General features: G+C 33.5%; 11 protein-coding genes. 4 read left to right on the top strand and 7 right to left on the bottom strand.

Translation table 11 applies throughout. From position 1 onward, the window contains the following. Positions 1-7: 7 nt before the first annotated feature. The gene (locus tag KA814_RS00455; RefSeq protein WP_064209183.1) at positions 8-1,597 is read left to right on the top strand and encodes an L-lactate permease; all 1,590 of its coding nucleotides are present in this window, start codon (positions 8-10) and stop codon (positions 1,595-1,597) included. 217 nt (positions 1,598-1,814) lie between these two features. On the opposite strand, the gene KA814_RS00450 is transcribed toward KA814_RS00455, so the two are convergent. Continuing rightward, a complete protein-coding gene (locus KA814_RS00450; RefSeq protein WP_064209182.1) occupies positions 1,815-2,834 on the bottom strand; it encodes a zinc-binding dehydrogenase in 1,020 nt (339 codons plus the stop codon). 22 nt (positions 2,835-2,856) lie between these two features. Continuing rightward, positions 2,857-4,218 (bottom strand): gluconate:H+ symporter, encoded by a 1,362-nt coding sequence (locus KA814_RS00445; RefSeq protein WP_064209181.1) that lies wholly within the window; start codon positions 4,216-4,218, stop codon positions 2,857-2,859. Positions 4,219-4,392: 174 nt separating this feature from the next. On the opposite strand from KA814_RS00445, the gene KA814_RS00440 reads away from it, so the two are divergent. Together KA814_RS00440 and KA814_RS00435 are read left to right on the top strand one after the other, a co-directional pair. Next, complete coding sequence (locus tag KA814_RS00440) at positions 4,393-5,148, top strand: IclR family transcriptional regulator (protein WP_191905095.1); 756 nt, start codon at positions 4,393-4,395, stop codon at positions 5,146-5,148. A 119-nt stretch (positions 5,149-5,267) separates the two neighbouring features. Further along, the gene (locus KA814_RS00435) at positions 5,268-5,927 is read left to right on the top strand and encodes a hypothetical protein (protein ID WP_064209179.1); all 660 of its coding nucleotides are present in this window, start codon (positions 5,268-5,270) and stop codon (positions 5,925-5,927) included. 135 nt (positions 5,928-6,062) lie between these two features. Here the strand turns inward: KA814_RS00435 and ssuE are convergent, their stop codons facing one another. Continuing rightward, positions 6,063-6,602 (bottom strand): NADPH-dependent FMN reductase, encoded by a 540-nt coding sequence (ssuE, locus tag KA814_RS00430; RefSeq protein WP_046206646.1) that lies wholly within the window; start codon positions 6,600-6,602, stop codon positions 6,063-6,065. A 550-nt stretch (positions 6,603-7,152) separates the two neighbouring features. Between ssuE and KA814_RS00425 the strand changes: the two genes are divergently transcribed. Next, entirely contained in the window at positions 7,153-8,385 is a 1,233-nt protein-coding gene (locus KA814_RS00425) for an ArgE/DapE family deacylase (RefSeq protein WP_210122639.1), read from the top strand. A gap of 175 nt (positions 8,386-8,560) precedes the next feature. Here KA814_RS00425 and argB read toward each other — a convergent pair whose 3' ends face one another. Genes argB through rocD form a run of 4 tightly spaced genes read right to left on the bottom strand, consistent with a single transcriptional unit; the run spans position 8,561 to position 12,860 of the window. After that, a complete protein-coding gene (gene argB / locus KA814_RS00420; RefSeq protein ID WP_064209178.1) occupies positions 8,561-9,322 on the bottom strand; it encodes an acetylglutamate kinase in 762 nt (253 codons plus the stop codon). 12 nt (positions 9,323-9,334) lie between these two features. Further along, entirely contained in the window at positions 9,335-10,573 is a 1,239-nt protein-coding gene (gene argJ, locus KA814_RS00415) for a bifunctional glutamate N-acetyltransferase/amino-acid acetyltransferase ArgJ (protein ID WP_064209177.1), read from the bottom strand. 23 nt (positions 10,574-10,596) lie between these two features. Continuing rightward, positions 10,597-11,628 carry an N-acetyl-gamma-glutamyl-phosphate reductase gene (gene argC, locus KA814_RS00410; RefSeq protein ID WP_064209176.1) on the bottom strand — a complete coding sequence of 344 codons (1,032 nt, stop codon included), beginning with the start codon at positions 11,626-11,628 and terminating at the stop codon, positions 10,597-10,599. A gap of 32 nt (positions 11,629-11,660) precedes the next feature. After that, the gene (rocD, locus tag KA814_RS00405; protein WP_064209175.1) at positions 11,661-12,860 is read right to left on the bottom strand and encodes an ornithine--oxo-acid transaminase; all 1,200 of its coding nucleotides are present in this window, start codon (positions 12,858-12,860) and stop codon (positions 11,661-11,663) included. Positions 12,861-12,889: the final 29 nt, after the last annotated feature.

The following is a 12,889-nucleotide window of genomic DNA, read 5'->3' as shown; positions in this document are numbered from 1 at the left end:
ATATAAAATGATGTTATTAGTCGCTTTCAGTGCAGTAATCGTACCTTTTTTATTTCTTGTACTCTTACGTATGTCAGCTTTAAAAGGGATGATTATTAGCGCTATCGTTGTAACAGTTTTAGGGATTTTTGTATGGGGGATGCAAGGTAATGTCGTTATAGCTTCAATACTTCAAGGTACGCACAAAACATTAACGATACTTTATATTTTATTCGGTGCGCTCGTGTTACTTAATACATTACGCCAAACGGGTGCAGTAAACCGTATCAATGCAGGATTTAAGAAAATTTCACCAGATATGCGTGTCCAAGTCATCATTGTCGCTTTCTTATTTGGTTCACTTATTGAAGGCGCTTCAGGATTTGGTACACCTGCAATGGTTACAGCACCTTTACTAGTTGCATTAGGTTTTAGACCTATGATAGCTGTTGTTACAGCTTTAATTGCCGATAGTATTGCAGTGTCTTTCGGAGCAGTGGGCACGCCAGTTATTGTTGGATTAAGTACTTTAAAAGAAGCAAATCAATCCTTTTTCCATTCGACAGCTGAGCAAATAACTATATTAGACTTATTGAGTGGTATTTTCATACCTATCATCGTTATCTCTACGATGATTGTTTTCTTTGGGAAAAATAAAAAGTTAAAATCTATTATTGAAATGCTACCATGGCTAGCATTAATAGGAATTGTATATGCAGTATCTGCCTTTGTATATGCACATGTTTTCGGCGCAGAATTTGTTGCTATATTAGGCTCATTAACTGGTTTAGTAGTTGCCGTCTTAACTGCAAGTAAGGGTTGGTTGTTACCTAAAACAGTGTGGACAGATGGCTTAGATAAAACATACGAGGCAGATAGTACAGAACATTCTATGAGTTTACTAACTGCTTGGGCACCTTATGTAATGGTTGTTATCTTACTTTTATTAACGAGAACGGTTCCAAGTGTTGAATATTTCACCACACATGTTCTTGATTTTTCTTGGAATAATATTTTAAATTTCTCTGAAATATCATCTGAATGGCAATTTCTTTATTCACCTGGGACAATTTTATTATTATCAGCAATTTTCGCCATTATAATTCAAAGAAAATCTATTAAGGATTTAGGTAATGCAAGTATCACATCCTTATCAACAATAAAAATTACTGGCATTACACTAATTGCCACACTCGCAATGGTGCATGTTTTTATCAACTCAGGTATCAATGCGCATGATTTAATAAGTATGCCAGAATATATCGCCAAAAATATGGCTAATACTTTAGGTCCTGTATGGCTATTCGTTGCACCATTCTTAGGTGCTTTAGGTTCGTTTATTACAGGTAGTGCTACTGTATCAACGTTGACTTTCTCACCTATTCAATTAAACATTGCTAACTCTATTGGTGCAGATCCATTTATTGTATTAGCTGCACAAATCATTGGTGCAGCTGCCGGTAACATGATCTGTGTGCATAATGTGGTCGCAGTTTGTGCGGTAGTTAATATGCCTGGTAAAGAAGGTAGTGTCATAAGAAAAACATTAGGCCCTGCACTTCTGTATTGTATTCTAGTTGGGATTAGCGCGTATATTATCTCATTATTTTTCGCTTAGTCTATGCAAGTCTGAGATACAAATATCTTGAACTTAAAAATGAAGTGAGATATTCAAATTTAATTGATTTAAAATCACTTCTTCATCGCACGGCGATAAGAAAAAAAGCTGAGACAAATTGAATTGTCTCAGCCTTTTTATGAAGTTTTATAAATCACTATATTATCATACCAATATATTAACTCCGTTCTGTTTTGCTGTAATATAACTTTTATGATTAAAAAGCAATCATGACTTTTGAAGATAATTTTGAATTTGCTGCTATTGCAAAGGCTTCTTTATATTTTTCAACATTATATATTTGTGTTACAACATTACCTAAACTGTCATTTTTTTCTAATACTTTTAATGCCTCTTCTATTTCACTATTAAACCTATAACAACCACGATAAGTAGCTTGTTTAATATTAATAGGACTTAAATTTATCGGCGCATCCTTATCTTGTAAATTGCCAACTTGAATAATAATTCCACCAATATTTACTGCTTTAAATGCGGTTGATATCGCTGGTGTTGCACCTGAACATTCTAAAACAACATCAAATTGATCTTCAGGCACTTCATGTTCCATTATATTTAATACTTGTATATCTCCCATATCTTTCGCACGCGATAATGGTTCTGCTAACATATCTGTAATTGTGACACTATCAGCACCTAGTGTATACGCAGCCCCTGCAGCAAGTAAGCCAATGGGACCTGCCCCAGAAACAAGTACAGATTTACCTTTGACTCCGCCAGCTAAATTAATTGCATGCATTCCCACACTAAGTGGTTCAGCTAATGCACCTAGCTTTAGAGATACATTTTTCGGTAAGGTTATAATTTGAGATTTATCTACTAACATTTTTTCAACCATAGCTCCCTGTTTATGAGGTAAATACCTAGCTGATCCTAAATATGAACCATCTGGCCAAATTTCAGGGTTGTTAGGCAATCTATCAATTTTCTCACCATATGTGGCAGGGTGCACAGTTACTTCGGTTCCTTTTGGTAAGGTTGCACCTTGATACACCATCTCTTCAAGTAATATACCACTGAGTTCATGGCCTGGTATTAATGGCTCACGTATCACTGCAGCTCCACTAGTACCATCTGCTAAATAATGTAAGTCAGATCCACAAATACCTACATATTTTACTTCAATTAACACTTTAAATTCATCATTATGACTTTGAATATTTTCAACTTCTTTTAATTCGATATCTTCTTTACCATTAATAAATACTGCTTTCATAATTAATGATACTCCTTCCATCTTATACAATTATATTTAATATTAATACAAATGCTAACCCACAAACGGAAATCGCAGTTTCTAATACTGACCATGTTAAAAATGTTTCTTTCACTGTTAATCCAAAATATTCTTTAAAAATCCAAAATCCTGTATCGTTAACATGTGAAAAGATAATACTTCCTGAACCAATTGCAAGTGTTACTAATGCTAAATTTGTATCTGTTGCTTGTAGTAGTGGCAGCACTATACCAGTTGTAGAAATGGCTGCTACTGTAGCTGAACCTTGTGCAATACGTAGCAAAGATGAAACAATCCAAGCTAATAATATTGGAGACATACTTGAACCAACAAACATATGCTCAATTGTCTTGCCGACACCACCATCTATTAAGATTTCTTTAAATGAACCACCTGCACCTAAAATCAGTATCATCATACCTATCGGAATAATTGCAGAAGAAGCACTGTCCATTACTTGCTTCATTGTTCTTCTTCGACGCATACCCATAGAATATATTGCGAATAATAGTGAGATTAACATTGCTACAGGTGCATTACCTATAAAATACACAATACTTTCAAATTGATTTGTAGCACCATCTTGATGTCCGGTAATCATTTGTACAATTGTCGAAAGCAACATTAATATTACGGGTAATAAAGCAGTAAAAACACTAATACCAAAACCCGGTTTATACTTATCGTTAATCGCAACTTCAGAAATGATATTTGACATGTCCACTTTTTTTGAAAAAGCACTTGGTGATAATTTAGGTAACAAATGCACTAAAAGACCACCTACAATCAAAACTGTAGGAATAGCAATAATAATTCCATATAATAATACTTCTCCTAAATTCGCGTTCAATTCTTTAGCAATAACCACTGGTCCTGGATGTGGTGGTAAAAACCCATGCGTTACTGATAATGCAATTGCCATTGGAATACCTATCTTCATATGTGATACGCCTAAACGCTTCGCAATCGTAAATGCTAATGGAATCAACAATACTAATCCCACTTCAAAAAACAATGCAATACCAATAATAAATGATGCTAAAATCATTGCCCATTTGATATATTTTTCCCCAAACTTATCAATAAGTGTGTCAGCAATACGATTCGCACCTCCACCATCAGCAATTAGTTTTCCTAAAATGGCACCTAAGCCAAATATAATAGCAACACTACCTAAAGTATTACCCATCCCTTTTTCTACTGTTTCAATAATATTATCTAGTGGCATTCCCAAAATAATACCTGTAAAAATAGATGTAACGATTAAGGAAATAAATGCATTTATTTTGAATTGAATAATTAAAAATAAAAGTACAATAATACCTAATACAACACCTATTAGTGGCCATAATTCCCCAAACACTGAAACACTTCCCTTCTTTTATTGACAATTTGTAAGCAATTCAACTTGTATTTTTATGTTTATTCCATATTGTGAGATAATATATTGCATTAAGGAATTAACTTATATTATAATAATGTTATGAAAGCGTTGTCAATAAAATAAAGAAAACGTTGTTATTTTAGGAGGAAGATTATGTCAAATGTTCAATCACTTGATCGTGCACTAAATTTATTAGAGTTAATCTCAAAACATAGCCCAATATCATTAAATCAACTTGTGTCATTGAGTGGTCTTTCCAAGACAACGATACACCGTTTAGTACAATCTTTAATCGAAAATGACTATGTAAAGAAAGACCATTTAACACATCAATATGAGCTCTCCTATAAATTATTTCAACTTGGATACGCTAGTATACAAAATATTGATTATTTAAATATCGCTAAAAGTTTAATAAGTAAACTTGCAATTAATGTTGGCGAAACATGTCATTTAGTGTTAGAGGATAAAAATGAAGTTTTATATATTGAAAAATTCATACCTAATGAATCTCAACAGTCTATGTCTTCGAAAATTGGATTACGCTCGCCCATGTATTGTACAGCAGTAGGTAAAGTAATATTATCTACTTATAGCGATGATGCAATACACCAAATATGGCAAGCAACAACTGTTAAAGCTTACACAGAAAATACCATCACAAATTTTGATGATTTAATGGATGAAATAAAAGTAATTCGTCAAAAAGGCTATGCTGAGGATAAAGAAGAAAATGAGAAAGGGATATTTTGTGTTGGTGCTTATTTTGTGAACTTTAGAAATGAAGTTCAAGGTGCCATAAGTTTGTCTGTACCAACTTCCAAATTAGATAAAAAAGAATTTTTTATAGAACAATTAAAAGCAACTACTCATTCTATTTCTAAACATTTGGGCCATATTGTTACTTAATGCGTATTATTTCATATAAAATTCTTATTATTATCATATTGATTATTATTTTGATAAAGTACAAGTAAATTATTTCTTATATTTATATGATAAACATGAGGATTAGGTGGGGTTTGTTTATGAAAATTGAAAACATTAAATTATTCACTTCAGAATTTGAAAAGACATTCCAATTTTATGAAGAAATTTTAGAATGTCCAGTTTGGATGATTGGCCAAGAGGCTTTTACAGTTAAAATTGGAGAGACGCATCTGTGTTTTCAACAAGCAAACGACGATGTCCAACCATTTTATCACTTTGCGATTGACATTCCTTACAACCATTTCTTCGACATGAAACAACATTATCAAAATATTTTATTTCTATTGATGGAGGATGGTCAGCATACGACGTATTTCGAATCTTTTGTTGCACATTCTTTTTACTTTCAAGATCCTTCAGGGAACGTCGTGGAACTCATTGCACGCATTTCTAATATAACTGATGAACCTGAATTTTCAAGAATTAGTGAAATTGGATTCGTATGTAATGAAACGAAGGCAGTCTTTGAAGCATTGTCGAAATTTCATTTAAATACATATGAAAAGCAACCCTTTGCACCACATGATTTAAACTTTATCGGCGATCATTATGATGACAGTTTTATTTTACTGACACCGGAAGATAATAAATGGCTGTTCTCTGACCAGTTTTCCGAATCTCATCCCATGTGCATTCAAACAAATGAATTTAAGTTAAGCATGGATAACCAAGCTCAATGGCACTTAAATAAACTTTAAATCTAAAAATAATGAGCACACAATATCAATTTAGCAAGTTTTGATACTGTGTGCTCATTTTTTATTAACACCGTCTTATAACGTCATATTCTAAGTTTATCGTATATTTTGATTTTAACAGTTTTACAATCAAATTTACTCTTTAACTTGTGACTTGTCACTGACAAATTTCTTTAAAGTTTTATTTAAACCATCTTTCGCTTCTTGGTCATAACCATAACTACCATCTTCATTTTGTGTGATGTGCTTATCTAATATAAATCTGCCTTTATGAATAGTATCTGCACCTAGTTCTTTAATAACTGGATCAAGACTATATTGGATTGCTAGCACATGTGCAAACGTGCCTCCTAAGGCTAATGGTAGTACCGTTTTACCTGTAAATGCCCCTCGTGGTAACAAGTCTAAGTATGTTTTCACGATACCTGAGTAGGCAGCTTTAAATACTGGAGATACTATAATAACACCATCCGCATCTTCAATCGTTTTATGCGTAGCATTTATCGATTCATTAGAAAAATCTGCAGTAATTAAAGCCTCAGCATCTAATTGATGTACGTGGATGACATTTGTCTCGATGCCCTCAGCATTCAAATACGATTCCGCGTAATCTATAATACCTGTGAGTCTTGATTTTAGTTTATTGCCTCCAGCAATAATTGCTACTTTTGCCAAAATGATAATCCCCTTTCTATATAAAATTTTTCATATATACCTTCGACATTTACACGCTTATCTATTAATAAATATATGAAAAAATAGAATCCATTGGAAACAAATTCCACTTCTTTAGCGTATCATCAAATATAGGTAAAATCATAGGAAATGATTTGAATTATCGCAATTATTATTGTATCAATAAGTTTATATATTAAATTTATGACATTGATTAGGCTTTTCTTTGGAAATAATTATATTGTCATTTAGCACTTTATATTGATTATTATCTAAACCCATTGATAACTTATCACTTATGTTATTGCTTCAAAAGCTATGACCTTTAATTCTCCTGTTGATGCATTTTTTTATTTCTTAACACATTATTAATTCTAAACATCATACACGGTTGAGTGTAATAGTACAAAATCAGTTTTTTTGTTTCAACTTTAAAAAATTTTACAATATAAATAATTTTATTATATTCTTTTTTTAAAAATCGTTTCGCTTTAAAAACCTTTTTTTCTAGATGTATACTTAATTTAGACATACAAAGGAGTGATACACAATGAGTACATTTTCTAATAAAGAAAAAGTACAAATCTTATCAGATATTGTAGCGATTGAAACAGTAAATGATAATGAGCTTGAAGTTTGTAATTATTTACAGAAACTATTTTCTAACTACGGAATTGAATCAAAAATTCAAAAAATTGATGAACGACGTGCTAACCTCATTGCTGAAATCGGTGAAGGCAAGCCGGTAATCGGTATTTCAGGTCATATGGACGTTGTTTCTGCTGGTAATAAATCTCAATGGACATACGATCCATTTTCGCTTACTGAGGATGATGGATTTTTATATGGTCGTGGCGCAGCAGATATGAAGTCAGGACTTGCTGCGTTAGCAATTGCACTTATTGATATTAAATCTTCTCAAGCACTGCAACATGGTCGTATTAGATTTTTAGCAACTAGTGGTGAGGAAATGGAGCAACTTGGTTCTCAAACTTTGTACGAACAGGGTTATATGGATGACGTTGATGCATTACTTATAGCAGAACCTTGCCAAGATATCATGGTGTATGCACATAAAGGTTCAATGGATTATCGTATTACTTCCTACGGTAAATCAGCACATAGCTCTATGCCAGTAATGGGCACTAATGCCATAAAACCATTAATCTCATTTATACAAGATATTGATGACGCCTATGCTAGAATTTCAAAAGAAGTTCAGGGAAAAGCGCTAGATTTCACAAAATTCATTGAAAGAATTAAGCCATCATTGCCTGCAACAACAGCACTTGAAGACGTAGAATCTGCACTTCAAGGTTTAGTTTTTAGCAATACATTAATTAACGGTGGGGTACAGGTGAACTCTGTTCCTGAAGAGGCAGATGCAGATTTTAATATTCGTACAATTCCAGAATATGATAATGAACAAGTAAAAACGTTATTCTCAAACACAATTCAAAACCATAATGATAAAGGTGCAAATTTATCAAGCGACCTATACTTAGACCTAGATCCAGTACTCACTACTGGTGATAACAGCTTAATTAATACTGCTCAGAACATAGCTCAATCTCTATTTGACAAGGACTTTATCGCTTCTCCAATCGGTGGCGTTACTGATGCTTCAAACTTATTAAAAAATAAAGATGAAACTTTCCCATTCTTAGTATTTGGTCCAGGTATTAAACCACATCAAATTGATGAATGTGTAGAAAAAGACATGTATTTAAAATTCATTGATTTTTACAGTGAACTTTTAACAACTTATTCTAAAAAGCTTTAGTTTTAATTAAATTAACTTCAGCCATTTAAAAAAGCTCAGACACACTATGTTCTGAGCTTTTTTTTATAACATCGTGATAAGGTAAACGTGTGTACATACTGTTAAAACCTTGTCCTGACAATAGTGGAACAAAACAACACATTTAAAAATTTGTTATTTACGCTTTTGTACATTGCTACTTGCAAATTGTAGTACCTACATTATGGCCATGTTGCAATTTTTGAATAATGTGCGCTTCATTTCCTGCTGCAATAACTACTTTTTGACATCCCTTTTCTATTGCTTTAACAGCATCTTGGACTTTAGGTATCATACCACCATATATTAATTTTTGTTCAATATAGGTGGCTATATTTTTCGCATTTAATGACGGTTGTACTTTTTCATTGATTAAAACACCCGGAATGTCGCTTAATAAATAAATTGGTGCATGTAAAGCTTGCGCAATTTTATACGCTAGCGTATCGGCATTAATATTATATACCTGGTGCGTCATTTGATTTACACCTATAGATGCGATGACTGGTAGAAAAGATTGTGTTAAAGTCGCGATAACGCTTGTATCTATATGAATAGGTTCGCCAACAAAACCATATTTTAAATCTAATGGTTTAATATCAAATAATTGCGCATCTATGCCATTCATGCCAATACTTTGAATACCAAATTGATTGATTTTATTGACTAAACTAGGATTCACTTGTCCAATTAATGTTTGAGTCGTAACAGAAAGTACTTCATGGGTAGTAACTCTCAAACCATCTTTAAATTCTGTTGCTACTTCTTGTAATTCCAAAGATTGATTTATAAAAGGCCCACCTCCGTGGACGATTAATGGTTTATAACCTTGCTTTTTTAATGCAACAATATCTTCAATTATCGAATCATGCATATTCGTCAAAGTGCTCCCGCCTATTTTAATTACAATGTAATCCATATCAAACACCTCTTAAGTTCTATACGACGCATTTATGCGCACGTATTCATATGATAAGTCGCAGCCATAAGCGGTAGCTTCCCCATATCCATCACCTACAGTAGCTTCTATAATGATATTGTCTGCTTCCAATTGTTTTTTTAAATAAGCTTCATCAAATGCCACTGACATGCCTGCTTTAACCACATCAACTTGGCATAATGATACGTTTGTCGCATGAGGATTTATATGTTTTGATGCGTAACCCATCGCTGTTACAATTCTTCCAAAATTTGCATCTTCACCATGAATTGCTGTTTTAACTAAATTGGATGAAACAATACTTTTCGCCATTTTTCTTGCCTCATGGATATCTATTGCCCCTTTAACTCTAGCTGTCACCAATTTAGTCGCACCTTCGCCGTCTTTTGCAATCGACTGAGCCAAATAACGTGCAACATAATTGATGGCGTAAACAAATTTTTGCCATTCAGGATGATTTTCATCTAGCCAATGATGATTAACTTGACCATTTGCCATACATAGAACCATGTCATTCGTGCTAGAGTCACCATCTACGGTTATCATATTAAATGAGTGATCTGTAATTTGTTTTAAACATTCATTCAATGGCTCACTACCAACTTTTGCATCTGTCGTTATAAAACCAAGCATGGTTGCCATATTGGGATGTATCATCCCAGAGCCTTTTGCTGTACCACCTATTGTCACTATTTGGTTGTCTATATTTACTTTTACAGACACATGTTTCGTTGTCGTATCTGTCGTTAAAATCGATTGATTAAAATAGTCACTCTGGTTAAACGCATCGTGTAAAATATGATCGACGCCACGTTTCATTTTATCCATAGGCAAAAATGAGCCAATGACACCTGTCGAAGCAATACCAACATGATGTGGTTCTATGTTTAATCGTTCAGCCACCCAACTTTGTGTATCTTTCGCATCTTGTATACCTCTATCTCCAGTACATGAATTCGCATTTGCTGAATTAACTACAATTGCCTGCAATGTTTGATCGATGTTGATACTATCTTCAGTTACTTTAAGTGGTGCTGCTTTAAAACGATTAAGCGTATATACACCTGCTGCAGTCGCTTTTGTAGTAGAGTAAATCCATCCAAAGTCTTTTTTCTTTCTTCTTAGGCCAGCATGAAATCCACCAGCCATATACCCCAATGGCGATCCAACGTCACCATTGATATCTACAGTGATTTGATTGAATGTATCTATCGTTTCAATATCTTTCATCTCATCTCTCCTTTCGCATTTCATTACGGATAAATTGGTAGCTGATTCAGACCAGTTGTCTCGTCTAAGTCATAAAGTAAATTTAAATTTTGGATTGCTTGACCACTCGCACCTTTAACTAAGTTATCTATAACTGATACGATAATAGCCCTTTGATTTTTTTCATCTACATACAGACCTATATCGCAAAAATTACTACCATACACTTCTTTTGTTTTGGGGTATTCTCCCAAGTCTCTAATTCTTATAAATGGTTTCTGTTCATAATTATTTTTATAAATATCATGTAAATGCTCTGCTGTCATATACTCGTTTAACTTCACATAAATTGTAGATAAAATACCTCTTGTCATCGGTATTAAATGTGGTGTGAACATCACATCGCACTTTGTCCCAGCAATATTAGATACATATTGTTCTATCTCTGGTTTATGTTTATGGTTTCCAATTGCATAGGCACTAAAATTTTCATTCATTTCAGCGTAATGGAGGTGTTGTGCTAATGCACGTCCTGCTCCTGAAACACCTGTTTTTGAATCAATAATAATTGAATGAACATCGATTGCATTTTGAGCAATCAGAGGATGTAACGCCAATAAAATAGAAGTGGGAAAACAACCAGGATTCGCTATCAACTTTGTGCGTTGTGAATCTATTTCACTCCACTCCGCAATACTATAAAGGGCCGAATCTAAAAAATCTTGTTCTGCTGCTGCTTCACCATAATATGTTTGATATAGGTTTCTATCTGTCAGTCTAAAATCTCCTGATAAATCAATCACTTTAACACCATTATTAATTAAATTTGGCACTAAATGTTTGCTGACATTTGAAGGTGTTGCAAAAAATATAACATCACAAGACGTCGCTTGTTCATTTAATTCAGTATAATTAAGTGCGATATGGTTTAAATGTGGAAATGTTTTACTGATTGGTTCATCAATCTTAGAATGCGAAAATACATATTTAATTATGACGTTAGGATGATGTTGTAATAAACGTATAAGTTCTACAGCACCATAACCACTTCCACCTACTATTCCAACTGTAATCATCTTCCTCATTCCTTTCTGAATATTCGGAATTTTTAATGTGCTTTTTTATTTTTTTCAAGTACTTCTTTAATCACATCAGCAATTTGATTAATCTCATTTTCATTAATGACTAACGGTGGTGCAATTCTAATAACATTGCCCTGTGTTTCCTTACACAACACGCCTTTTTCTATCATTTCTAAACAATATGGCTGTGCTTGTTCTGTTAATTCAATACCAATAAATAACCCTCTCCCTCTGACATCATCAATAATTGGACTATCGATAAGTTGTAATTGATTCAACAGTGTTTGGCCTAACTCAGCTGAATGTTCAATTAAATTTTCATCTAATAAAACATCTATGGCTGCTATCGATACTGCACAAGCAAGTGGATTACCACCAAATGTAGAACCATGCGTGCCTGGTGTTAAAACATTCATGATTGTTTCATTTGCTAATATAGCTGAAATAGGGTAAAGTCCACCCCCCAATGATTTGCCTAGTAAATAAATATCAGGCTCTACGCCCTCCCATTCCATGGCAAACATCTTGCCTGTCCTACCTAGTCCAACCTGGATTTCATCAGCAATGAATAAAATATTATGTTGATTACATAAATGACGTACTTCTTGAATAAAATAGTCTGGGGGGATATTCACGCCACCTTCACCTTGTATTGGCTCTAAAATAATGGCCGATGTATTATCATTAATCAATACTTTTAAATGTTCAATATCTCCAAATTCTATATAATTAATATTTTCTAACAATGGACCAAATCCTTTTTTGTAACTATCTTGTGCAGATAAAGATAAAGACCCTAACGTACGACCGTGAAAGTTACCATTCATAGCAATGATTTCACTTTCATTTTCTTTAATACCTTTGACATCAGCGCCCCATTTACGTGCAATTTTAATTGCTGTTTCCACAGCTTCAGTACCAGTATTCATGGGTAGCACTTTGTCTTTATTTGCTAATTTACAAATTTTTTCTTCCCATTGTCCCAAGTTATCACTATATAAGGCACGCGATACCATAGTTATTTGCTCGCTTTGCGCTTGAAATGCTTCAATAATTTTCGGGTGACAATGTCCTTGATTGACCACTGAAAAGCCTGCTATACAATCAATATAACGCTTACCTTCAACATCCCATACATGAGCACCTTTACCTTTTGTTAATGCTAATTTCAAGGGACTGTAATTATTTGAACTATATTGATCTGTTAATTCGAATAACGTATTCATTAAATACACCAACCTTATTATTATTCTAT

This window comes from Staphylococcus sp. GDY8P196P (assembly GCF_017891705.1).
Classification (GTDB): domain Bacteria; phylum Bacillota; class Bacilli; order Staphylococcales; family Staphylococcaceae; genus Staphylococcus; species Staphylococcus ureilyticus.
Note: the sequence above shows the minus strand (reverse complement) of the source record. Positions and strands in the feature narration are given on the sequence as shown.